We start from the raw sequence: 24,089 nt of genomic DNA on the forward strand, positions 1-24,089 counted from the left end.
GTCGAAAATCGACATCGAAAGGCGAAAAATGCAGCAGAAATCTAAGACTTCGGAGAGCGACACTCATCAGTCGAATCAGTGGAAATCGTGGACCTGGCGCAGCGCGTTGCGCGCGCGCGGACGCAAAATTCTTTCCGGCCTGCCCGGCATCGGCCTGAGCCTGCTGGCGGGCGGCCTCGCGATCTGGGGCGCGAGGCACAGCCAATTTCCTGCGATGATGATTGCGCTGCTGCTCGGCGCGAGCTGCTGTTCGTTTCGCCGTAGTCTTCTGCTGGCGCCGGGGCTGAAGCTCACGGTTCGTGTGCTGACGAGGATCGGCGTGGCGCTGCTTGGGCTGCAGATCAGCGTCGCTACGGTGTTACAGCTTGGCGGTGGCAGCCTGCTCTTTCTTGTTGCGGCTACTGTGGCAACCATCGGCCTGACGGTTCTGGCCGCGCCGCTGTTCGGCCAGAGGCGAGAGTTTGGTTTGCTGATCGGGGGTGCGACAGCGATCTGCGGCGCATCGGCGGCCCTGGCGATTTCGGCGGTGCTGCCCCCCTCCGAGCGGCTCAACCGGCAGCTGTCGTTTACGATCATGGCGGTGACGCTGCTCTCCACCGTTGCCATGGTCGCCTATCCCGCCGGGCTCCTGGCCCTGGGCTTTGGCGATGAGCGGGCAGGCTTCGTGCTGGGCGCCTCGATACATGACGTGGCACAGGTTGTCGGAGCGGGCTACGCGATGTCCGACACCGCAGGCGAAACGGCGGTCGTGGTCAAGCTCTTCCGGGTGATGCTGCTGTTTCCGCTGGTTTTTACCCTGGCCCATGTGAGCCGCCGCTCCGGCGGAGCAGGGGCGGCACCGCGCTTGCCGTTCTTTATCCTCGCCTTCCTCGCGGGTGTTGTGGTCAATACAACGGGCGTGGTCCCGGTCCCGCTGGTCGAGGCAACAACATTGATCTCTCAGCTGATGCTCACCGCATCGGTGTTCGCGGTCTGCGTGCTGACACCGTTTCTGGACGTGACGCGCGGGGGGCCGGCTCCCGCCGCGATGTCCGTGCTGGCCACACTCCTCATCCTCTGCCTTGCGCTCGCTGCTTCGATTTATCTCCCGTCCTTTCATTGAAGGGTATGGAGAGCGCGTCACACATCCAACTTACCAGCCAGACCCCTCGGTGCTTCGCCGTGAACCCAAACATCACAGTTGGTCCTTGGCGAATTAGGCGCTCGCTCTTTTTAGGATATCCCGCTCCGCCTTCAGCTTGGACACCTCACGTCGAAGATATGTTGCGCAATTTATGAGGTGGCGATGTGGACCTGAAACGCCATTTGGATGATGTTTCAGTGAAAATACTCTGAAGGAAGATAAAATGCCGGATTATTTGGTAAACTCCAATGCACAACCCAACGGTGATCATTAGGTGCATAGAAGCGATGCGCTGGGTTGCCAAAATCCGGCATCCTCTTGGAACAGAGTTGCTCTCGGTTGGTATGCTGATTGTCGCTCAGCTGTATTTGCAGCAAGGGGAAAGGGCTATAATGCCAACGCCTGTTTCTATTGTGCTAACGCGTGTCACACGACCTGAAACGCGAGCCCAAAAAACCACTAAACCCGCTTTATCTGTCACCTGGCCTTGTTGCACAAATCTTTCGAGGGATTCACTGCATGAATCCAGCATGATAGCTGGGAGGGATGAGCAGTTGGGCCCCTACGAAGTACAAGACCACGAATTGGTCGGCTTACAATGAAGCGCTGAGGCGGCGCGGTTCGCTGACGGTGTGGTTTGATCTCGATATGGTGTGGAAACCACCTCCGACCGGAAAACGTGGTCGGCAGCTGAGCTTCAACGATGCGGCGATCCAGACGTGCCTGACGATGAAGGTCCTGTTCGGTATGCCGCAGCGACAGACGACTGGTTTCGTCGAAAGCCTGCTTCGGTTGGTCGGGTTGGACTGGTCGGCCCCGGACTTCCGCACCTTGTGCCGCCGCCAACGAAAGCTGAACTTGGCCATCCCCTACCGTGGAGGGGAAGGCCCGCTGAACCTTCTGATCGACAGCACCGGTATCAAGGCCGAGGGCGAAGGTGAGTGGAGTGCCCGAAAGCATGGTGGCACCAAGCGGCACATCTGGCGCAAGATACACATCGGAATTGACGAGGAAACGCTGCAGGTCAGAACCGTGGAGGTCACCGGCAGCAATATCGGTGACGCGCCCATACTCCCGGAACTGCTGGACCAGATCGAAGCGGATCAGGGGGTCGCATCGATCACCGCCGACGGAGCATACGATACCCGAAAGTGCCACGAGGCAATCGCTGCCCGAAATGCCGCCGCTGTCATACCGCCAGGCAAGAACGCAAAGCCTTGGCAACCAACGAGTCCCGGCGCCGTCGCCCGCAACGAAGCGCTGCGAGCCTCGAAGTACTTGGGCCGCGCCATCTGGCGACGGTGGAGCTGTTACCACCCTCGGAGCCGTGTCGAAAGCAAGATGAACTGCATCAAGCTGCTCGGCCAATCCCTGATGCCCCGAGACTTCGAGCGCCAGGTCACCGAGCTGCGTTCAGCCCGCGATTTGTGCATGTATGGATGCCCCCGTTGGTGCAAGTGGTTTTTGAACGGATCGAGCATGTGATCGGGTGCGGTCATGTATCAGGCCTTTCTCTACGGCGTTGACATGGCCGCTGGCCGGTATGGCGATGCGCGGATCAGAAGCATATCAACAAACCGAGCTCATTGGCTCCTGCACAAATGCTACGTTCTCTGACCCGGATCTAATCGATCCTTTGCCCTTACTGTTCAGTGACCTCCTCACACTCCCGACGTGCCGGGACGGGTTGGTAAGCGCGGAGCGCTTAGGCCATCGCAGCCACCGGGCTCCGGTAATCCTCTTGTTTCGTCAGCATCGCCCATAGGGTACGCGCCATCTTGTTGGCCAGCGCGATCGCGACGACCATGCGTGGTTTGCGGGGCAGCAGGCATTTCAGCCAGCCGTTGTTCGGCGTATCAAGCCGCTCGACCGCCTGAAGAACGGCCATCGCACCCGAGACCAGCAGCCTGCGGATGTCGCGCTGCCCCATCTTCGAGGCCTGTCCGAGCCGCGGCTTGCCGCCCGTCGAGTGTTGTTTTGGCACGAGCCCGAGCCAGGCGGCAAAATCGCGCCCGCGCCGGAAGGTGGCCAGGTCAGGTGCAAATGTCTCAATCGCCAACGCCAAGACAGGGCCAACCCCCGGCATGGTTTGTGCGCGGCGCGCCAAATCGGCTTCCTTGGTAGTGCGCTTCATCTTTCCGTCAAGCTCCGCCATCCGAGCGGTCAGGCCATCAATCTGTTCCAGATACAGACGGCCAAGCTCTCGAACGTCGTCTGGCAGAGCTATTTCTTCTTCTGCGATGGCGTCCGCAAGCCGCCTGAGATGGGCGGGGCAACGAGCCGCGACCAGGCCGTGCTCGGCCAAGTGTCCACGCAAGGCGTTGATCATCTGAGTGCGCTGGCCGACAAACATCTGCCGTGTTCGAAACAGCATGGCGCGCGCTTGCTGATCTTCCGTCTTCACGGGGACAAAACGCATGGTTGGGCGTAATGCTACCTCCACAATCGCCTCGGCATCCGTCACATCGTTTTTCTGACGCTTCACGAAAGGTTTCACATAGTTCGGTGGGATCAATCGCACGTCATGCCCGAGCTTCTCAAATTCGCGCCCCCACCCGTGTGCCGTGGCGCAAGCTTTCATGGCTACAATGCACCTCGGATGTTAGGCAATGAACGCGAGCAGCTGAGCCCGTGAAAGCTGCTTGCGGAACATGACAGATCCATCGTCGCGCGCGCCGTGCAAATGGAAAACGCGCTTTGCAAGATCAATCCCGACAATGGTAACTTCGGACATGGTTGCTCTCTCCTTCTGTGATGTCTTCAGAAAACATCACCTTGGCACATTATGATGCCGTCGGGAGGGGGCATCCATGCCATCAACAAAGCCCGATCTAAGAGTCGAGCCGCATCATTCGAAGAGCGCGCCCAATTACATCGCAAAGGTGCCGCTTCGCTGGATCAATGCCATGAGTTGCGGACACCAGCAAGCCGATCCGTATGTCATTGAGCCCTTCTTGTACCAAAGGAATAAATTTTAGCTTCCCCGCCTCTATCTCGTCAATAAAGCCAATTTTTGTGTAAAGGCCGATTCCCTGATTATCGAGGATCATTTGCTTCGCAACGATGAGTGCGTTGGTAAAAACATGCGTTGATAGCGGTGGGGTGATAGTCGAGACGACCTGATCGATGATGGAATTGCGACCACGGGCGTCGAGAGTGCGTACCAGACGATAGCTGGCGATATCGTCGATGGTAACGCTGTTGCGTTCGGCCACCGGGTGATCGCTACGGACGATTATACCGAACGGCGCGGATTTTTCGGAAATCACCCGTACATCAGGGTGTAGGTCCAATAAGAACGAGATGCCAATATCTGTGCTGCCCTCAGCGACGGATTTCATCACATCGTCAGGCAGTGCGGTAGTGACGGAGATGGAGATATCAGGGAAAGTTTGGCTGAACTGATGCAATGCCTGAGGTAAAATTCCAAATGCCACTGAATCTATCGTTTCAACCTTAAGGTGGCCGGTTCGCAAATCGCGCAGGTCATCGATTAGGATACGAGTGCGCTCATAGTCGTGCAGGGTCTTGCGACAGTGCTCCAAAAGGATGCTGCCGATTCCTGTCAGCTCAACGCCCTCCGGCGTGCGGTCAAAAACGGCGACTCCGAGCTGTTTCTCAACGCTTAGGATTTTGCGATTTACCGAGGTTGAGGACACATTCAGAACTGTTGCGGCTTTGCGGATCGACCCCTGACGCGCAACTTCATCAAAGTATTTCAGAAAGTTAGAGTGCAAGACGATGCTCCGATTTTGGGGTGGTGCATTATTTGCACCGCTGCGGGTAAATATTGATCCTTCCTGCATCGCCTTCCACAGACGTAGTGTCAAATGTGAACAAGGCATACAGAGACAAGCAACTAAAATACGACCAACGGGAGATCATCAATGACACGACCTTCTTTCTTCGAGATGAACCGGCGCGCGCTGCTGAAATCTATGGCTGCTTTCGGCGGTGCTGCCACCACCGGCACCTTCGTGGGCATCGAAAAAGCTTTTGCGCAGGATACATTCAACGTGACCCTGCAGTTGGGCTGGTTGGCCACAAATGGGATTTTGGGCGAAGTCGTCGCCGACGAGAAAGGCTTCTTTGCCGAAGAGGGGCTGAGCCTGGATATTGTCGCTGGCGGCCCGAATGTTGATGGTGTCGCGTCGGTTGCATCTGGCCGCGCCAATCTGGGTCAAATCTCGTCCAGCCCGTCTCTGATGCTGGCGCGCTCTGCGGGGTTGCCTGTCAAATGTATCGCCGCCGGGTATCAACAGCACCCGTTCACCTATTTCTCGCTCAAAAGTAATCCGGTGAACACCCCACAGGATCTGGTTGGCAAACGGGTTGCGACCAATGGCACCGCCCGCATCCTGCTGCGCGCTTTGCTGGCCACGAACGGCATTTCCGAGGATGATGTCGAGATCATGGTCATGGGGTCGGATATGGCGCCGCTGATGACCGGCCAGGTCGATGTGGTGACGGGGTGGAAGACAAACACCAGCGCCCTTGCCGTCCTGGGCGACCAGCGCAACGATATGACGCTCTGGGATGCCGGCATCCAGCTTTATGCCAACCCTTATTACGTCACCGACGAGACGCTGAACGCGCACCCCGAGCAGGTCAACGGCATGATCCGTGCGATTGCCAAGGGCTGGGGCTATGCGCATGAGAACCGCGAAGAAGCCGTCGACATGCTGGTCAAGCGCTATCCCAACATGGACCGCGCAAAGGAAATGGAAACCATCGACCTCGTGCTCGACTATTCCTTTAACAAAGAGACCGCTGCGAAAGGCTGGGGCACGATGACCCCGGAAAATTGGCAAGCCCAGATCGACATCTATGACCAGCTCGGCCAGTTTGAAAATGGCGCGCCTTCGCTCGAAGACGTGATGACCCTCTCCGTGCTCGAAGCCATCGAGGCCGCACGTCCCAAATACGGATGATTGACCAATGCCATCGATAGTTGAAACCCAAGCCACGCCTGACGGAACTCCGACTGGCCCAATTGCCGCCTCTCTGAAAGACGCCTCCGTCAAATTTGGCTCCTTCACGGCCATTCGCGGGATGTCGATCGATATCGAAGAGGGCGCGTTCTATACCATTCTGGGCCCCTCGGGCTGTGGCAAGTCAACAATGCTGCGGCTGGTATCGGATCTGATCCCGGCTGCCTCGGGCGATGTGTCGATCTTTGGCAAGTCGACCGAAGAGGCCCGGCTGGCGCGCGAGTTCGCTTTTGTCTTTCAGGATGCGACCCTGTTGCCCTGGCGGTCGGCGCTCAAGAACGTTGAACTGCCTCTTGAGATCGGACGCCGACGGGGCATCAAGCTCCCCATTGGCAACAAGACCCCGCGCGAGCTTTTGAAACTTGTGGGGCTTGAGGGCCGAGAAGACGCGCTGCCGCATGAGCTTTCGGGCGGGATGCGCCAGCGGGTGGCGATTGCCCGGGCGCTGGTCTGTCAGCCCAAGCTGCTGCTGATGGATGAGCCCTTTGGCGCGCTGGATGAGATGACCCGCGATCACCTGAACCTACAGCTGCTGAAGATCTGGGAAGAGACCGGGGTCACGATCCTGTTTGTGACCCACTCGATCCCGGAGGCGGTGTTTCTGGGCCAAAAGGTGATGATGTTGCAGGCCCACCCCGGGCGCCTGCGCGAGGTGGTCGACATTGATTTGCCGAGCCCGCGCACAATCGAACAGCGCGATACGCAGGAATTCGTTCAATATTCCGCCTATCTGCGCAAGCTGCTGGAGACTTGCTGATGACCGCCATTGAGAACAGTCAGGCTGCCGACCCGGAGCTTGACGTCGAACGCGCCCTCGAAAGGCGCCAGAAAATGCTGGCCATCGCCGTGCCCTTGGGCACCGCAGTGGGTCTGATCCTGCTCTGGCAAATTGGTGTCCGCCTGTTCGCCGTGCCTACCTATATCGCGCCCGCGCCGACGGATGTGGCCTATACGCTGGTCGACAAGTTTCCGATCCTCTTGGCCAACTTCTGGCCGACACTTTACGAAAGTGTGCTCGGGTTCGTTGTGGGCAATATCGCGGCGGTGCTGATCGCGGTAGCCTTTGTCCACAGCCGCACGGTGGAGCGGGCCTTCTTCCCGATCGCGGTTTTTGTGAACACCATTCCGATCCTCGCTATCGCGCCGATCTTGGTGCTGATCTTTGGGCCGGGCCTGACGGCCAAGGTAGTGATCGCGGCACTGATCTGTTTCTTCCCGACGCTGGTGAATATGGTCCGCGGCTTGCAGGCCGTCAGCCCGCAGGCGCTGGAACTGGCCCGTATCCTGTCGGCCTCCAAATCCGAGATCTTCTGGAAGATCCGGCTGCCATCGTCGCTGCCCTTTCTGTTCTCTGCGCTGAAAATCGCAGCGACCACCAGTGTCATCGGGGCGATTGTCGGCGAATGGGTCGGGGCTGATATGGGCCTTGGGGCGCTGATCATCGACGCCACCTTCAACTTCAACTCACCCTTGCTCTATGCCACCGTCTTTATGTCCTCAGGACTGTCGGTACTGATGTTCGCGACCGTATCGATCGTCGAACGTCTGGTTGTGCGCTGGTAAGCTAATAAACTGAAAAAAAACGTAAATTGCACTGCTTGCGGCCCGAGGGCCAGGCAGGGTACCGAGAGGAGTACGTCTCATGACTGCACAAATCAAAGATCACGTTCAAACCCGCGGCGAGCAGGTTCCGGTTGTTGCTCATACCGATGTCGTCGTCATCGGCGCTGGCCCGGCAGGGGTTTCCGCCGCGGTCTCTGCCGCCCGCAACGGCTGCTCGGTCACCCTGCTGGAGCGCTACCACCACCTTGGCGGCATGGCCTCTGGCGGAATGGTCCTGGTCCTCGACGACATGGTCAACGAAGGCAATGAAGTCGTCACCACCGGCATCGTCAACGAATATGTCGACCGGATGGTCAAGCAAGACGGCGCGGTTTACCCGCCGTCGGAAGACTGCCTGACCAATTGGGACATGTGGCAGAAATGGTCCCGGTGGGGCTGCATCGACTTCCATAAAACCGGCATGCCGCAGCCGATCATTCACGCCGTGGCCTTTGACCCCGACGCCTGGAAGCGGGTGAGCCTTGATTTGGTCAAGGACTCGGGCATCAACCTGCGTCTGCACAGCTGGTTCTCCGAGGCGCTGGTCGAAGAAAACCGGGTGACCGGCGTGATCTGCCAGACCAAACTTGGCCGTCAGGCGATCAAGGCCGACATGGTAATCGACGCCAGTGGCGATTTGGATGTGGCCTCTTCCGCTGGCGCGTCCTTCATCGACGGTCAGTTCATCGTGACTACCGTCTTCCGCCTCTGCGACGTCGATACCGACAAGGCCGAAGCTTTTGAATACGCCAACCCTGAGGAATACAAAAAGATCGACCGGCAGGCGCGCCGCATCATCGGCGGCGCTTGGGGCATGTGGTGGCTGAAGACGCCGCTGCCAGGCATCGTGTGGTGTAACTGCCCACATATGCCGGGCTATGACGGCATGTCGCCTGAGCATATGGTCGAGGCCGAGTTCGAGGGCCGCGAACGGATGATGAAACTTCTGGCCTATGCCCGCGAGAACATCCCCGGATTTGAGAATGCCAAGATGCTGGGCGCAGCAGAGCAAATGGGCGTCCGCCAGACCCGTCTGTTGCAAGGCGAGTATGTCGTCACCAAAGACGATGTGAAAAGCCGTCGGCACTTTGCCGACAGCGTCTGCCGAGGCCGGGACTACTACACTCCCTACCGCGCGCTGCTGCCCAAAGGTGTCGACAATCTGATCGTCGCGGGCCGCCACTATTCGGTCGAGAGTGAGGCCCAGAAGATGTCGCGCGAGATCCCGCCTTGCATGTCGCAAGGTGAGGCCGCCGGTGTCGCCGTGGCCAAGGCGCTGCAGGGGAACACCGCCCTGCGTGACGTCGATGTGACCGCAATCCAGAAACAAATGCGCGCGCAGGGCGCAGACCCGGGCGATGTGCCCTCGTCCAACGCCCTCGTCGAAGAAAAAATGGACGCATAGGAGGCCCCAATGCAGCAGAATACTCTCCCACTTGATGGCATCCGGGTGATCGATTTCACCCAAGTGATGCTCGGCCCCTGCGCCACCCAAATGCTGGCCGATTTCGGTGCAGATGTGATCAAGGTCGAGCGCCCCGGCGCCGGCGACCTGTCGCGGGGGTTCTATGGCGAGGATAGTGAGGAGGCGGTGAACAACGCCGTCTTCGCCTCGCTCAACCGCAACAAACGCTCGGTCGAGATCGACACCAAATCGCCCGAAGGCAAGCAGATGGTCTATGATCTGGTGCGCGAATCTGATGTGGTGGTCGACAACTTCCGCGCTGGTGTGATGGCACGGCTCGGTTTTGGCTACGACAAGCTGAAAGAGATCAACCCCGCCATTATCTGTGCCTCAGGCACCGGCTACGGCGAGACTGGTCCCTATGCCCATAAGGGCGGGCAGGACGTTCTGGCCCAAGCCATGAGCGGCGTGATGGAGAAGAGGTCAGACCCATCGATCCCCAAGTCGATTTACCCGACCACGCTTTGCGACTACACCGCCGGGATGCATCTGGTGCAGGGCGTGCTGGCAGCACTGCTGTCACGGGCCAAGACCGGGCAGGGGCAAAAGGTCAGTGTGTCACTCTATGACTCGATGATTGCGATGCAGATGCAGGAAGCCGCGCAGTGGAGCAAACACCGTGAGGTGCTGAACTGGGCCGCAATGCCGCTGACGGGCGTGTTCGACACCACCGATGGCGCCGTGGTTGTCGTGGGGGCGTTCAAGCTCAACCCACTGCAGGACATCTGCAATGCGCTTGAGATTGAGGATCTGTCGCCGCAGTATCCAACCCTTGCCACGCAACGTAAGAACAAGCCCTTCCTGCAAGACACCTTCCGCGAGCGCTTTGCCAGCAACACCACAGCCTATTGGCTGGAGCGTCTGGAGGCTCAAGATCTGCTTTGCGCCCCCGTACGCTCGTTGAGCACCGCGCTGGAAGACCCGCAGACCGCGATCAACGGCATGCTTTTGGACATTGACCACCCAGTCCTTGGCGAAATGCAATTGGTCGGCTCTCCAGTGCATCTGAGCGATGTGCCGATGGGCATCCGGCGGATGCCGCCGCGTCTGGGCGAACATACCGAAGAGGTTATCGCCGAATTCGGCCTGCGGCAGAAGGAAAGGGCCGCAGGATGAGCGTACTCTTCACCGTCGAAGATCATGTGGCGCGCGTCACTATCGACCGGCCTAACCGGATGAACGCGATGGACAGCGCGACGCAGTCCCGGCTGGCCGAGATCTGGGACGAGATTGAGGCTACCCCCGAGATCCGCTGCGTGGTGCTGACCGGCAGCGGGGACCGGGCCTTCTCGGCAGGGGCGGACCTGAAAGACGACAACGGCATGTCCGGTGTCGATTACTGGAAGGACATCAGCGCCACTGGCTTTGGTCGGATCGCCCTGCGCGGCACGCTGACCACCCCGGTGATCGCGCGGATCAACGGGCTGGCGCTTGGCGGCGGGTTGGAGATGGCGATGGGCTGCGACATTCTCATCGCCGCCGACACTGCGCGCTTTGGCCTGCCCGAGGCCAAGGTGGGTCGGCTGCCGCTGGACGGCGGCATGGTCACGCTGCCGCGTTTGATTCCTCGTAACATCGCCATGGGCATGATGATGACGGGGCGCATGGTCTCGGCACAGGATATGGCGGGCTACGGTCTGGTTAACGCGGTGGTTCCTGCCGCCGATCTCGACGCCGAGGTCGACCTTTGGGTCGCCGACATCCTCACCTCGGCTCCGCTGAGCGTTAAGGCGATCAAGGCCACCGCCCGCGAGACTGCGCATATGACTGTACATGAGGCATTTCAGCACGAAACCCCCGCGTTGATCGCTGCGCTGCAATCCGAGGATGCCGATGAGGGCGTCGTAGCCTTTCGCGAAAAACGCGCCCCGGTCTGGCGCGGCAATTAAAAGAGGTCGTCATGCCTTTGATTATCACCAGCGCCTGTATCGACGTCAAAGACGGGATCTGCACCACCTCCTGTCCGGTCGACTGCATCTACGAGGGCGATCGGATGTTCTACATCCACCCGACCGAATGCATCGAATGTGGCATGTGTGAAAGCATCTGCCCGGTGGATGCGATCCGGTATGATGACGAAGCCACCGGGGCAGAGTCGAAATTCGTTCGGATCAATGCCGAAGCCTTTCACGATGTCTCGGGCGAGATCGACGAGCCGGGCGGTTGGTACAAAGGCGCCGATCTGATCAAGGATCACCCAGAGGTCGCCGCTCATGAGGCGCGGCAACCCGAAACACAGGATCAATGAGGTTATCAATGCAAGGTATCATTGCCGCCGTGCCGACCCCCGTGGATGCGCAGGGCGTGCCACAAAAGGCGCCGTTTCTTGAGCATTGCCGTTGGGCACTGGAGAACGGCTGTGACGCGCTCAACGTCTTGGGCTCGACCGGCGAAGCCAATTCCTTTGACACGGCCACCCGCAAGGAGATTATGACCTGGGCGGCAGAGGCGCTTGACACTGCCCGCCTGATGGTTGGCACTGGCACGCCCGCGCTGGCGGAAACCCTCGCGCTGAGCGCGCATGCAGATGACGCAGGCTACGGCGTGGCGCTGGTCTTGCCGCCCTATTACTACAAGCCCGCCGGCGAAGACGGGCTGTTTCGCTGGTATGAGGCACTGCACCATGGGCTGGGCAGGCGCCGGATCGAGATCTATTTCTACAATTTCCCGCAGATGACCGGGACCCCGCTGACACCGCGCTTGATCGAACGGCTGCACCGCGCCTATCCCGAGCGCTTTACCGGCATCAAGGACAGTTCCGGCGATCTGGCCTATTGCCGGACCCTGACCACGGCCCTACCGGATTTCGCCGTCTTCCCCAGTTCCGAGACATCCCTGGCCGAGGCCGCAACCTCGGGCTTTGCGGGCTGTATCTCGGCCACGGTTAACCAAACCGCGCCGCTCTGCGCGCAGGTCTGGCGGGCGCGTGGCGCACCGAACGCCGAGACCATGGCGCGGATCGCCGCGCTTCGGTCCGCGATTGCCAGTGAGCCGCTGATCCCGGCGGTGAAATACCTTGTGGCACGGCGGACAACAGCGGGCCTCTGGGCCCAAACGCTGCCGCCTTTCACCTCTTTAACGGACGCCCAGACGGCCCGGCTGGATCAGATCGACCTGCCAATGCCCGCGCTGACCCATTGACCCAACAGACAGAAAGCAAAGCATATGACCAAACATGAAAATCTCTCCCATCTGGGCAAGCATGACAATCTGATCAACGGCACTTGGGTCAGCTTTGGCAACTACAAGGATAACGTAAACCCCTCTGACACCAATGACATCATCGGCAGCTACTCTTACGGCGATGCCTCCTCCGTTGAGCAGGCTGTCGAGGGCGCCAAAACTGCCCAAGACGCTTGGGGCGACAGCACCCCGCAGGCCCGCTATGATCTGTTGGACGCCGTCGGCAATGCCTTGGCCGCCCGCAAGGAAGAGTTTGGCCGTCTTCTGGCCCGCGAAGAGGGCAAGACCCTCGCCGAAGGCATTGGCGAAACCATGCGCGCCAGTCAGGTGTTCAAGTTTTTCGCCGGTGAAGCGCTGCGCCAGGTGGGCGATTTGCAAGCATCGGTCCGGCCAAACGTCGATGTCGAAGTGACCCGCGAACCGGTTGGTATTGTGGGGCTGATCACCCCATGGAACTTTCCGATCGCCATCCCCGCTTGGAAGATCGCCCCGGCGCTGGCCTATGGCAACTGCGTCATCATGAAGCCCGCCGACCTGACCCCCGGCTGCGCCCACGCCATTGCCGAGCTGCTGCAAGAAAACGGCTGCCCCCCCGGTGTCTTTAATCTGGTGATGGGGCGCGGCTCGTCCGTAGGCGAGGCCATCGTCACTCATCCTGATATCACGGCCATCTCCTTCACTGGCTCTGTCGGCACCGGAAATCACATTGCCGAGGTCTGCGGCAAGATGAAGAAGAAGGTGCAGCTTGAGATGGGCGGCAAGAACCCGATGGTCGTGCTGAACGACGCGGATCTATCCGTGGCCGTCTCAGCCTGTCTGAATGGCGCCTTTTTCTCTACCGGACAGCGCTGTACCGCCTCTTCGCGTCTGATTGTAGAAGCTGGGATTCACGACGAATTTGTGGCCGAAATGACCAAGCAAATGCAGGCACTTAAGGTCGGGGACGCGCTTGACCCCGAGACCCAGATCGGGCCGGTGGTGGATGCAAGGCAACTCAGGTCGAACCTCGAATATGTCGCACTGGCCAAATCTGAGGCCGCCGAAGTGATCGGCGGTGAGCAGTTGGAGCGCGATATGCCTGGCTTCTATCAAGCGCCAGCGCTGTTTGTCGGCACCGATAATTCGATGCGCATCAACCGAGAGGAGATTTTCGGCCCCTGTGCGACGGTCATCAAAGTTGCCGATTTCGACGAGGCGCTGGCGGTGGCGAATGATACTGAATTTGGCCTCTCTGCCGGGATCTGCACCAGCAGTTTGAAACTGGCGCGCAGCTTCAAACGCCGTGTTGAAGCCGGCATGGTGATGGTGAACCTTCCGACCGCCGGGGTTGATTATCATGTACCGTTTGGGGGCCGCAAAGGCTCGTCCTTTGGGGCGCGCGAACAGGGACGCTACGCGGTGGAATTCTATACCACTGTGAAAACCTCCTATGTTTTCGCAGGCTGACCATGGCAGATCGCGCCACTTGAGATGCGAGATTTCTCCAGCTGGCGGGGGTGATCGCCGGTTGGTCGGAGGACCGCGACTTCCATGTCGGGGCGGTAATCTTCGGGCCTGACCATGAAATCCGCGCGACGGGCTATAACGGCCTGCCGCGCGGCATTGCCTCGAACGAGCCCGTCCGTTTCGATCGAGCGAGCGGGGAGAAATTCTATTGGTTCGAACACGCTGAACGCAACGCAATCTATAACGCCGCTCGGATATGTCAGTGTCCGAATTTCGGGGAGTAGCTCATCATCGTCGGCCTCCTTGCCAGCGAACAGCGCCGACCTCCTTCATGTTGAAGATCAGCAGATAACAAATCTAAGCTTACGCCAGTGTCCCAACTTCGGGCGGTAACTCAGGGGTTGTGTCTCTATACCTGTGATGTGCTTTCACACCTGATGCGGTGCCTGCGTCAGGCTGAACGACTATTGTCTGGCTTTACAAGTGCTTGCGGCCAGCGAACGCCGGGCAGGCTTTCAAAACCTGGCTTGGCGAACAACCAACCTTGCATCAAATCAATTCCAAGGTCGTAGAGACAGGAGAATTCGCCCTCAGTCTCGATGCCCTCCGCAACAACAATAATTCCAAGTTGCTCCAACATCGACACCACATGCCGCACAATCGTTTGCTTGACACTTGAGCTGTCAATCTCCCTGATCAGCTCAGCGTCGAGCTTCACAACATCTGGCTGGAACCGCGACAGCAGATCAAGCCCGGCATATCCGGCGCCAAAATCGTCAATCGCGGTCAAGAAGCCAAGGCGGCGGTAGGTGTTGAGAATGTTCAGAAGATGCGGCACAGAAATGCGTTCGACCTCGGTGAACTCAAACATGATCTGCGAAAGCGGAAAGCCTGTCTTCTTGGCCGTTTCCAGTGTCAGGCGAATGCAGGCCTTTGGATCATAGACCGCATTGGGCAGGAAATTGATCGACAACAGCGACCCAGTTTCACCAAGATCTAGACGACTGGCGTGTTCAATAGCGGTTTTTCGACATTTCTGGTCGAAGGCATAGAGGTTGTCATCGGTTACCTGCTCGAACACCTGGCCCGCGCCGCATCCATCTTGTCCCCGCACAAGTGCTTCATAGGCAAACACTTTTCCAGATCCAACGGAAACAATAGGCTGGAACGCCATCGAAATGGGGATTTCAAAGCCGTTACCGTTTCGACAAGCCTTACACTTTTCCAGATCAGCCACTGTAATTGCCTTCTTGCTTACTCCCGGTAGTTCTAAGTGCAAATTGTGAAAAAATTCTTTTTTGGGCAACAGTGCCTCCCAAAGACCATGCCAACCGCAACGCGGGATGGCTTGGGAAGAGGCGATGGCAGCGAGCTGCCATCGCCGGGGGTGAGGTCTAGAAAAAGCCGAGCTTGTTTGGGTTGTAGCTCATCAGGATGTTTTTGGTTTGCTGGTAGTGATCCAGCATCATCTTATGGTTTTCCCGGCCGATGCCGGACTGCTTGTAGCCACCAAAGGCGGCATGGGCCGGGTAGGCGTGGTAGTTGTTGACCCAGACGCGACCGGCCTCGATTGCGCGGCCAAAGCGGTAGCAGGTATTGGCATCGCGGGACCAGACGCCAGCGCCAAGCCCATACATGGTGTCATTGGCAATCGCCAAGGCTTCGGCTTCGTCCTTGAAGGTGGTGACCGAGACCACCGGGCCAAAGATTTCTTCCTGGAACACCCGCATCTTGTTGTGACCCTTGAGGATGGTGGGCTGGATGTAGTTGCCCCCGGACAATTCGCCATTGAAGCGCGCCGCGCCGCCGCCGGCCAGAACCTGTGCGCCTTCTTCGCGGCCAATGGTCAGGTAGGACAGGATCTTTTCCTGTTGCTCGGTGCTGGCCTGCGCCCCCACCATGGTTTCCGGATTGCGCGGGTCGCCTTGTTTGATGGCTTTGACCCGCTCAATGCAGCGCTCGATGAAGGCCTCGTAGATGTCTTCCTGGATCAGGGCACGCGAGGGGCAGGTGCAGACTTCCCCTTGGTTGAAGGCAAACAGCACAAAGCCTTCGACGGCCTTGTCCAGGAAAGCGTCATCCTTGGCCATCACATCAGAGAAAAAGATGTTTGGGCTTTTGCCGCCCAGTTCTAGCGTTACTGGGATCAGATTGGCGGTCGCGGCCTCCATGATCTTGCGCCCTGTGGCGGTTGAGCCGGTGAAGGCGATCTTGGCGATGCGCGGGGAGCTGGCCAAAGGCGCACCGACCTCGGCGCCGTAGCCATTGACGATGTTCAACACACCTGCGGGCAGATAGTCCGCCATGATTTCGGCCAGGATCATGATCGCAGCCGGGGTCTGTTCCGCAGGTTTCAGCACGATGCAGTTGCCCGCCGCCAGGGCAGGGGCCAGCTTCCAGGCCGCCATGAGAATAGAGAAGTTCCAGGGAATGATCTGGCCGACAACGCCCAGGGGTTCGTGGAAGTGATAGGCCACCGTGTCGGCGTCGATCTCGCTCATATTGCCTTCCTGGCCCCGCAGGACCCCGGCAAAATAGCGGAAATGATCAGCGGACAGGGGAATGTCAGCGGCCATGGTTTCGCGGATTGGTTTGCCGTTGTCCCAGGTTTCTGCCTGCGCCAGACGCTCTAGATTGGCATCAATGGCATCGGCAATTTTCAACAGCAGGTTGGAGCGCTCAGATGCTGAGGTCTTGCCCCAGCTGTCTTTGGCGGCATGGGCTGCATCCAGGGCCAAATCGACATCGGCGGCATCCGAGCGGGCGCATTCGGTGATTATTTCGCCGGTGATCGGGGTCACATTGTCAAAGTAGCGACCGTTTACAGGTGGGGTGAATTTACCGCCGATGAAGTTGTCATAGCGCGGTTTGAAAGGCGAGACATAGGTGCCTTTCTCGGTATGGGTCATGTCGTTCATTTGGTATCCTCCACAATTACCGGGACCTCCTCCCGGATTGCTCAGGACACTGCCCCTGCTAAGGGGCGCTTGTCTGCCAGCTGGAAAAGCCGGAGGATCAAAGGTGTCTCAGGAGTGAGACAGGTTGGCGATACTTTACTCCAAACCCAGCCGTTTACTCCAAACCCAGCCGTTTCATTCGCCGATACAGCGTCGCGCGGCCAATGCCTAGTTGGCGGGCCGCCTGTGAGACATTGCCGTCAGAGCGCGCCAGTGCCCGCACCACTGCGGCGTGTTCGGCTTTTTCAAAGCCTGTGGGCCCGTCCTCGCGTCCAAGAATGTCAGCGGCGGGGCGGGGCGTCAGGGCGCCTGTCATCGCCAGACCAAACACCCGGCGGGCCTCGCGGGTGGCGCCGACAATCAGGTCATGGGCATCAACCGCCAACAGCGTCGCAGCCTCGGCATCGTCGCTTTCGGCAACAATGATGCGGGTGCGGTCGTAGGCGGCGCGAAAATTGACCTCCTCAATGGCCCGTGCGGTCTGGCAAACCTGGGCTGCGATCAGCCGGTTAAAAGCCTCTGTTTGATCAGCCCGGGCAGAGGAGACATCCAGCGCCGCCACAATCTGCCCCTCTGGCCCATAGATTGGGGCATCAATGCAGCTCATGGCAGTGTTTCGCGCATAGAAATGTTCGTCGCGATGGATAATCACCCGCCGCTGTTCTGTCAGGCAGGTGCCGATGCCATTGGTGCCTTCGCGCTCTTCGCTCCAATCGGCGCCGATGCACAGCCCCCAGGATTCAAAAACCGGGGCGTCTGCCTCGGCAACCCGCTGATCCAGAACCACCCCATCATCATCGGTCAACAGCACAGCACAGCCGGACTGCCCAACCAGCGAGAACAGACTGTCCAGCCTTGGCGCTGATACGGTCATGAATGTCTCGAGCACTTCCTGCCGTTCGCGAAGGTGGGTGCTATCAATGCGTTCTGGCCCCCGGTTTTCAGCAGGGTCGAGTCCGTGTTTGTCTGCCGAACGTCTCCAGCTTGCCGCCAGCCGAGAGCGGGCAGCAGCCGAGGCGGAATTTGTGACGCCCAAGACTTTTTCAACATGTGCCAACTTGCCAAGCATGGTGCCTCCCCCCCTCGGAATGTCGGAATTCTTTTATAAGCTACGTCAACTTGCCCGCCGCGACAATCTCTGTGCCCGCGGGTACATTTGAACGGGGGAAAGGGGGGGGATTTGGCCTGCACGGATAGATTGCATATGGGGCGGGGTGCTGGCCTTGCAAAAAATTGCCTCTATCGAGTGAAACCGGAAATGTACTCTTGAAACGAAACGAGAGCAGTCGCATATTTTGAGTGCTTGTGTTTCTCTATGTCGACCTGCTGCCTCCGGAATAACGGCGTTCAGTCTTCGATCCAGACTCAACAACGCCGGGCTGTCGCACTCCTGCGGGCAGCAATTTTTAGGGAGTATACGGAATGGCTACTGGCACCGTAAAATGGTTCAACTCTACCAAAGGCTTTGGCTTTATCGCGCCCGATGGCGGCAGCAAGGATGTGTTTGTGCACATCTCTGCGGTTGAGCGCTCTGGCCTGACTGGTCTGGCCGACAATCAAAAAGTGTCCTTCGACATCGAGCCCGGCCGGGATGGCCGTGAGGCTGCGGTCAATCTGGCACTGCTCTGACCTGATCCCCCACCAAGGGGTGAAGACTGTGAAACGCGCTCTCTGGGAACAGGGGGCGCGTTTTTCTTTGCGCGGGCCATTCAGTGTCGGCGGGTTCAGCGCAGGCTGTTTATGTTCTGGATCAGCGATTCCCGGGCGCCGGAGATATGAAGCCGCGTCAGTTCGGCAGCTTGGCTGGCATTGCCGGTCAGGCAGGCCTCCCAGATGGCGATATGTTCTTGGTTGGCGCGTTCCATCCCGTTCGACATCACCAGCTGCGCCCGCAGGTAGCGGTCAATCCGGTCCATGGCATTGTCGATGACATCCAGATGGTATTGCAGCCCGCTGGCCCGGTAGAGGGTTGAATGGAAATCCCGGTTGAGATCTCCCCAGCTCATCGGGTCCGCCGAGGCCGAAAACGCCGCCCAGGAGGCGCGGGCGGTTTCGAGTGTTTCTGCCGACATCAAGGGCACGGCGCGGCGGATCACTTCGGGTTCGATCAAGGCCCGGAAATCAAATATTTCCTCGGCTTCGGTGGCAGAAAGCCCAGAAACAACAGCGCCTTTGTAGCGCTGGGTTTTGACCAGACCCTGTTCTTCCAGCCGGGAGATCGCCTCGCGCACGGGGATTCGACTGGTGTTGAACAGCCGGGCAATTTCATCCTGGCGCAGGGGCTCCCCCTCTTTGACGTCGCCCTCGATGATGGCTTTGCGCAGGGCCTCAAACACGATTGAGGACGCCGAAGCGGTTTTTGAAATATCGACGGAATTCAACTTCATAGGGCACTCCTCCTGCAGTGTTCATAGCGCTATTTCTTTGCTGAGGAAAGTTGCGTAAGAAAATATATTGTAAATTGGATCCAATATGAAATAGAACAGCGCAGGCGCCGCCACAGCAACTGTCGCTTCCCTGTTCCATTCACGGCCCTCAAGGCTGGGTCCAGAGCAGGGCAGGGGGCTTTGGTGCCTGTCACTCTTCGGCCGCAGAGGCTGGTTCTGAAAGGAAAAGACCATGAGCAAAAATATCTTCTCCGGCTGCATCCCGGCCCTGATGACCCCCTGTACTGCGGATCGCCGCCCGGACTTTGATGCGCTGGTGCGCTCGGGGCAGGAGCTGATTGCGGCAGGCATGTCGGCGGTGGTGTATTGTGGCTCGATGGGCGATTGGCCACTGCTGACGGATGCGGACCGTATGCAGGGTGTGGCGCGTCTGGTGGCTGCCGGGGTGCCCACAATCGTCGGCACCGGCGCGGTGAACAGTAAACTGGCAGCAGCGCATGCCGCCCATGCGGCGGAGGTTGGCGCCCAGGGGCTGATGGTGATCCCGCGCGTTCTGTCACGGGGATCCTCCAGCGCTGCACAAAAGGCCCATTTCAAGGCGGTTCTTGCAGCGGCCCCGGACTTGCCGGCGGTGATCTACAACAGCCCCTACTACGGCTTTGCCACCCGGGCGGAGTTGTTCTTTGCTCTGCGCGCAGAGCACGCCAACCTGGTAGGATTCAAGGAATTTGGCGGCGCCGATGATCTGCGCTATGCGGCTGAAAACATCACTGGACATGATGACAGCGTCACTCTGATGATTGGGGTGGATACCACCGTTTTCCATGGTTTTGTGAACTGCGGTGCCGCCGGGGCCATTACCGGGATTGGCAATGCCCTGCCGCGCGAAGTGCTGCATCTGGTGGCGCTGTGTCAGCGGGCCGCTGCGGGCGATGTCGGGGCGCGGCAGCGGGCGAAAGAGCTGGAAGCGGCGCTTGGCGTGCTGTCGTCCTTTGATGAAGGACCGGATCTGGTGCTTTATTATAAACACCTCATGGTGCTGAACGGTGACAGCGCATACAGCCTGCACTTCAACGAGAGCGACGCGCTCACCGAGAGCCAGCGCAGCTATGTCGAGACGCAATATACCCTGTTCAAGACATGGTATGCAGACTGGGCCCTGCAGTCCGATACTGCCGCCTGACCATGCGGGTGATCGACAGTCACACCGCCGGAGAACCAACGCGTGTGATCCTGAGCGGTGGCCCGGACCTTGGATCCGGGTCGCTGGCGGATCGCGCCGCAAGGTTGTGGCGAGACCACAGCGATTTCTGCGCCTCCGTCCTGCTGGAGCCGCGCGGTCACGACGCCATGGTGGGGGCGCTGTTGCTGCCTCCACAGGACCGGGACTGTGTCGCGGCGGTGATCTACTTCAACCCGGCTAGCACTCTGGGCATGTGTGGCCATGCCACCATTGGAACCTTGGTGACGCTGTACCATTTGGGACGGATTGATCTGGGCCTGCACCGTCTTGAAACCCCGGTCGGGGTGGTCGAGGTGGACCTGATTTCCCCAAATCGGGCGGTGGTGGAAAATGTCGCCAGCTATCGCCAGTTCAAATCCGTCTCGCTAGAGCTGCCAGGGCTGGGGGGGATCATCGGGGATGTCGCCTGGGGCGGCAATTGGTTTTTTCTCACCCCTGATTGCCCGGTGGCCCTGGAGGCGGCAAACATCGCAGCGCTGACCACAGCGGCCCTGGCTATTCGCGACGCCCTCTGGACGGGTGGGATCACCGGGGCCAGGGGCGCCAGGATCGATCATGTGGAATTTATCTCCGCGCCACAATCCCCGCAAAGCCATGGGCGCAACTTTGTGCTGTGCCCCGGTGGGGCCTATGATCGCTCTCCCTGCGGGACCGGCTGTTCTGCCAAACTGGCCTGTCTTGCCGAGGATGGCCTGCTGGAACCAGGAACCGCCTGGATTCAAGAGAGCATCATCGGCAGCACTTACACCCTCAGGTATCGCCGCAATGGCGCGGGTCAGGTGATCCCACAGATCGAGGGCGCGGCGCATGTCACCGCTGACACAACCCTGATTTTTGCAGAAAACGACCCCTATCGCAGCGGCATTCAGCTCTGAAAACATGTCAAAAACTCAAAGGACGTATGACTATGGACTACACAAATCTGATTGCCGGTAGCTGGGAAAACACCAGTGATGGCTGCGCCAATGTAAACCCGTCGGATATTACCGACGTTATTGGCATGGCGGCACTCAGCGAGACAGCCGACATGGATCGCGCCGTTGCCAGTGCCCGAACTGCCGCCGCCGACTGGGCGCAGGCAACGCCGCAGATGCGCTTTGACGTGCTGGATTTCATCGGCAGCGAGATCCTGGCCCGCCAGGCTGAGCTGGGGCAGCTGTTGTCACGCGAAGAGGGCAAGACCCTGCCCGAAGGCATTGGCGAGGCAGCGCGTGCGGGGCAGATCTTTAAATTCTTTGCCGGCGAATGCCTGCGCCAGACCGGTGATCGCTTGGCCTCGGTCCGCCCGGGTGTCGAGGTCGATGTGACCCGCGCCCCGGTGGGAGTTGTCGGGCTGATCACACCGTGGAATTTCCCCATCGCCATCCCCGCCTGGAAGATTGCGCCGACTCTGGCCTATGGCAATGCCGCGGTGCTAAAGCCCGCCGAGCTCACCCCCGGCTGTGCCTGGGCCCTGGCCGAAATCATCTCGCGCTCTGGACTGCCTGAAGGTGTGTTCAACATCGTCTTTGGTAAGGGGGCAAGTGTCGGCCAGCATCTGGTGGACCACCCTGATGTCGATGCGGTGTCCTTTACCGGCTCGGTGCCGACGGGCCGCGCAATTGCGTCCTCCTGTGCCAAGACCCTGAAAAAGGTGCAGCTGGAAATGGGCGGCAAAAACCCCATGGTGGTGCTGGATGATGCTGATCTGGATCTGGCGGTTGCGGCCTGTCTGAACGGGGCCTTCTTCTCCACTGGCCAGCGCTGCACCGCCTCGTCCCGTTTGATCGTTACCGAGGGCATCCATGATCGGTTTGTCGCTGCTTTGACCTCCGCGATGCAGGGGCTGAAGGTTGGGAATGCGCTGGAGGCGGGCATTCAGATGGGGCCGGTGGTGGATGCGCGACAGCTGGAGCAGAACCTGTCCTATCTGAAGATCGCAGCTGACGAGGGCGGCACTGTCATTGGTGGGGAGCACCTGACTCTGGCGCAGGAGGGCTTTTACATGGCGCCTGCCTTGGTGAGTGAGACCAGCAACGACATGCGCATCAACCGCGAAGAGGTTTTTGGCCCGGTGGCCTCTGTCCTGCGGGCGCGCGACTATTATGAGGCGCTGGCGCTGGCCAATGACAGCGCCTTTGGTCTGAGCGCAGGAATTTGCACCACCTCGCTGAAACAGGCGAGCCATTTCAAGGCAAATGCTGAAGCGGGCATGGTGATGGTCAATCTGCCCACCGCCGGGGTGGATTACCACGTGCCCTTTGGCGGCAGCAAAGGTTCCAGCTATGGCGCCCGCGAACAGGGCTCTTATGCTGCTGAATTCTACACGCGGGTAAAGACGGCCTATACACTGCCCTGACATCGCGAGATAACCCCACTACAGGCACCGGGATGTGCCTGTAGTGATTTGGCACAACGTGAGAGGCATCCGATGGGCAAAGCGGCGGCGACAAAAGCGTCTTCTCAGGGCAGCATGACGATTGCTGTGATTGGTGCTGGCATTGTTGGAGTGAGCACCGCGTTGCGCCTGCAAAGTCTCGGCCATCAGGTGACGATCTATGATCGCAAAGGGCTGGCAGCAGAGGCGTCGGCGGGCAATGCCGGGGCCTTTGCCTTTAGTGAAATCATTCCATTGGCGACGCCGGGGATGATGCGCAAGGCCCCCAAATGGCTGCTGGATCCCATGGGGCCGTTGTCGATCCCGCCGCGCTATGCCCTGCAGCTGGCGCCCTGGCTGCTGCGGTTCTGGCGGGCCAGTTGGCGCGATCGTTACGCGGCGTCCATGGCGGCGCAATCGGCGTTGATGGCGCTGGCACGGGCGGCGTTGGAGCGTCAGATCAGCGATACGGATGGCGAATTTCTGATCCAGCGCGATGGCCAGTTGCAACTGTTTGAGGGCGAAAAACAATACCAGGCCAGCCTGCCAGCCTGGGAGGCCCGTGGTCAGGCCGGTATTCGCTATGAGCTGCTGCAAAACCCGGATGAAATCGCCGAGATACAACCGGGATTGAGCCGACAATTCACCCATGCTGGCTATACGCCGGACTGGATAAACACGGTGGACCCAAAGACCTGGTGCGAATACCTGGCCGGGCAGTTCATGGCGCGCGGTGGTCGTATCGAGGTTCAGGAAGTCAAAGGGCTGAGTGCGGACCGGGGGTCGGTCTCGCTGGATTTGGGAAGTCACAGGGTTACCCCGGACCGCGTGGTCCTTGCCGCCGGCGCCTGGTCACATCAGTTGGCGCGGGGCCTCGGGGATGCGCTGCCGCTGGAAACCGAACGCGGCTATAACACCACCCTGCCTGCCGGTGCCTTTGACCTTAGAACCCATGTGACCTTTGGCAGCCACGGATTTGTTGCCAGCCGGATCAATGGCGGCGTGCGAATTGGCGGCGCGGTAGAGCTGGGCGGCTTGAAACTGCCGCCCAATTTCAAACGCGCTGATGTGCTGCTGAAAAAGGCCTGCCGCTTTATGCCGGAGCTGGATCGCACGAGCGGCACCCAGTGGATGGGGTTCCGTCCCTCCATGCCCGACAGCCTGCCGGTGATTGGCACCTCCTCCGCTTCAGATGCGGTGATCTATGCCTTTGGCCATGGTCATCTGGGCCTCACCCAATCGGCGGCGACGGCGGAATTGGTGGCGGACCTGGTGATGGCGCGCCCACCTGAAATCTCGCTTGCGGCGTTGTCCCCGCAACGGTTCTAACCGGTGT

Annotated in this window: 22 protein-coding genes and 2 pseudogenes; 17 read left to right on the top strand and 7 right to left on the bottom strand. The window is 59.4% G+C overall.

Annotation, left to right across the window (positions count from 1 at the left end):
- Positions 1-28 precede the first annotated feature (28 nt).
- The gene (locus N1037_06115; protein ID UWS80591.1) at positions 29-1,102 is read left to right on the top strand and encodes a putative sulfate exporter family transporter; all 1,074 of its coding nucleotides are present in this window, start codon (positions 29-31) and stop codon (positions 1,100-1,102) included.
- A gap of 4 nt (positions 1,103-1,106) precedes the next feature.
- On the opposite strand, the pseudogene N1037_06120 reads toward N1037_06115, so the two are convergent.
- Positions 1,107-1,258 (bottom strand): annotated as a pseudogene (locus tag N1037_06120) (IS3 family transposase).
- Between the two features lie 411 nt (positions 1,259-1,669).
- On the opposite strand from N1037_06120, the gene N1037_06125 reads away from it, so the two are divergent.
- Complete coding sequence (locus tag N1037_06125; GenBank protein UWS80592.1) at positions 1,670-2,608, top strand: IS5 family transposase; 939 nt, start codon at positions 1,670-1,672, stop codon at positions 2,606-2,608.
- Between the two features lie 220 nt (positions 2,609-2,828).
- On the opposite strand, the pseudogene N1037_06130 reads toward N1037_06125, so the two are convergent.
- Both N1037_06130 and N1037_06135 read right to left on the bottom strand, forming a co-directional pair.
- Positions 2,829-3,857: pseudogene (locus tag N1037_06130) on the bottom strand (IS110 family transposase).
- 97 nt (positions 3,858-3,954) lie between these two features.
- Positions 3,955-4,929, bottom strand: coding sequence for a LysR family transcriptional regulator (locus tag N1037_06135; GenBank protein UWS80593.1), 975 nt, complete (start codon positions 4,927-4,929; stop codon positions 3,955-3,957).
- Positions 4,930-5,010: 81 nt separating this feature from the next.
- Here N1037_06135 and N1037_06140 point away from each other — a divergent pair, with 81 nt between their 5' ends.
- From N1037_06140 to N1037_06185, 10 genes are all read left to right on the top strand, one after another.
- The gene (locus N1037_06140; protein UWS80594.1) at positions 5,011-6,054 is read left to right on the top strand and encodes an ABC transporter substrate-binding protein; all 1,044 of its coding nucleotides are present in this window, start codon (positions 5,011-5,013) and stop codon (positions 6,052-6,054) included.
- A 7-nt stretch (positions 6,055-6,061) separates the two neighbouring features.
- The gene (locus N1037_06145) at positions 6,062-6,871 is read left to right on the top strand and encodes an ABC transporter ATP-binding protein (protein UWS80595.1); all 810 of its coding nucleotides are present in this window, start codon (positions 6,062-6,064) and stop codon (positions 6,869-6,871) included.
- Positions 6,871-7,677: an ABC transporter permease gene (locus tag N1037_06150; GenBank protein UWS80596.1), complete on the top strand. Its 807-nt coding sequence runs from the start codon at positions 6,871-6,873 to the stop codon at positions 7,675-7,677. Before N1037_06145 ends, N1037_06150 begins: the two co-directional genes overlap by 1 nt.
- Before the next feature lie 79 nt (positions 7,678-7,756).
- Positions 7,757-9,121 carry an FAD-dependent oxidoreductase gene (locus N1037_06155; protein ID UWS80597.1) on the top strand — a complete coding sequence of 455 codons (1,365 nt, stop codon included), beginning with the start codon at positions 7,757-7,759 and terminating at the stop codon, positions 9,119-9,121.
- Positions 9,122-9,130: 9 nt separating this feature from the next.
- A complete protein-coding gene (locus N1037_06160) occupies positions 9,131-10,297 on the top strand; it encodes a CoA transferase (protein ID UWS80598.1) in 1,167 nt (388 codons plus the stop codon).
- Positions 10,294-11,070, top strand: coding sequence for an enoyl-CoA hydratase-related protein (locus N1037_06165; protein UWS80599.1), 777 nt, complete (start codon positions 10,294-10,296; stop codon positions 11,068-11,070). Before N1037_06160 ends, N1037_06165 begins: the two co-directional genes overlap by 4 nt.
- Positions 11,071-11,081: 11 nt before the next feature.
- Positions 11,082-11,429 carry a ferredoxin family protein gene (locus N1037_06170; GenBank protein ID UWS80600.1) on the top strand — a complete coding sequence of 116 codons (348 nt, stop codon included), beginning with the start codon at positions 11,082-11,084 and terminating at the stop codon, positions 11,427-11,429.
- A gap of 8 nt (positions 11,430-11,437) precedes the next feature.
- A complete protein-coding gene (locus tag N1037_06175) occupies positions 11,438-12,322 on the top strand; it encodes a dihydrodipicolinate synthase family protein (protein ID UWS80601.1) in 885 nt (294 codons plus the stop codon).
- Between the two features lie 24 nt (positions 12,323-12,346).
- On the top strand, positions 12,347-13,810 hold the full coding sequence (locus N1037_06180) for an aldehyde dehydrogenase family protein (GenBank protein UWS80602.1): 1,464 nt from the start codon (positions 12,347-12,349) through the stop codon (positions 13,808-13,810).
- Positions 13,811-13,860: 50 nt separating this feature from the next.
- Positions 13,861-14,094, top strand: coding sequence for a hypothetical protein (locus N1037_06185; GenBank protein UWS80603.1), 234 nt, complete (start codon positions 13,861-13,863; stop codon positions 14,092-14,094).
- A gap of 167 nt (positions 14,095-14,261) precedes the next feature.
- On the opposite strand, the gene N1037_06190 is transcribed toward N1037_06185, so the two are convergent.
- From N1037_06190 to N1037_06200, 3 genes are all read right to left on the bottom strand, one after another.
- Positions 14,262-15,116: an EAL domain-containing protein gene (locus N1037_06190; protein ID UWS80604.1), complete on the bottom strand. Its 855-nt coding sequence runs from the start codon at positions 15,114-15,116 to the stop codon at positions 14,262-14,264.
- Between the two features lie 88 nt (positions 15,117-15,204).
- A complete protein-coding gene (locus N1037_06195; GenBank protein ID UWS80605.1) occupies positions 15,205-16,728 on the bottom strand; it encodes an aldehyde dehydrogenase in 1,524 nt (507 codons plus the stop codon).
- A 154-nt stretch (positions 16,729-16,882) separates the two neighbouring features.
- Positions 16,883-17,836 carry a GAF domain-containing protein gene (locus N1037_06200; protein ID UWS80606.1) on the bottom strand — a complete coding sequence of 318 codons (954 nt, stop codon included), beginning with the start codon at positions 17,834-17,836 and terminating at the stop codon, positions 16,883-16,885.
- 353 nt (positions 17,837-18,189) lie between these two features.
- Between N1037_06200 and N1037_06205 the strand changes: the two genes are divergently transcribed.
- Complete coding sequence (locus N1037_06205) at positions 18,190-18,396, top strand: cold-shock protein (GenBank protein ID UWS80607.1); 207 nt, start codon at positions 18,190-18,192, stop codon at positions 18,394-18,396.
- Positions 18,397-18,491: 95 nt separating this feature from the next.
- Here the strand turns inward: N1037_06205 and N1037_06210 are convergent, their stop codons facing one another.
- Positions 18,492-19,154: a GntR family transcriptional regulator gene (locus N1037_06210; GenBank protein UWS80608.1), complete on the bottom strand. Its 663-nt coding sequence runs from the start codon at positions 19,152-19,154 to the stop codon at positions 18,492-18,494.
- A 232-nt stretch (positions 19,155-19,386) separates the two neighbouring features.
- Between N1037_06210 and N1037_06215 the strand changes: the two genes are divergently transcribed.
- The 4 genes from N1037_06215 to N1037_06230 all read left to right on the top strand — a co-directional run bounded on the left by N1037_06215 (position 19,387) and on the right by N1037_06230 (position 24,082).
- On the top strand, positions 19,387-20,337 hold the full coding sequence (locus N1037_06215) for a dihydrodipicolinate synthase family protein (protein UWS80609.1): 951 nt from the start codon (positions 19,387-19,389) through the stop codon (positions 20,335-20,337).
- A 2-nt stretch (positions 20,338-20,339) separates the two neighbouring features.
- On the top strand, positions 20,340-21,272 hold the full coding sequence (locus N1037_06220) for a proline racemase family protein (GenBank protein ID UWS81315.1): 933 nt from the start codon (positions 20,340-20,342) through the stop codon (positions 21,270-21,272).
- 32 nt (positions 21,273-21,304) lie between these two features.
- A complete protein-coding gene (locus N1037_06225; GenBank protein ID UWS80610.1) occupies positions 21,305-22,735 on the top strand; it encodes an aldehyde dehydrogenase family protein in 1,431 nt (476 codons plus the stop codon).
- Positions 22,736-22,849: 114 nt separating this feature from the next.
- Entirely contained in the window at positions 22,850-24,082 is a 1,233-nt protein-coding gene (locus tag N1037_06230; GenBank protein UWS80611.1) for an FAD-dependent oxidoreductase, read from the top strand.
- Positions 24,083-24,089 lie beyond the last annotated feature (7 nt).

This window comes from Phaeobacter sp. G2, from assembly GCA_025163595.1.
Taxonomy (GTDB): domain Bacteria; phylum Pseudomonadota; class Alphaproteobacteria; order Rhodobacterales; family Rhodobacteraceae; genus Pseudophaeobacter.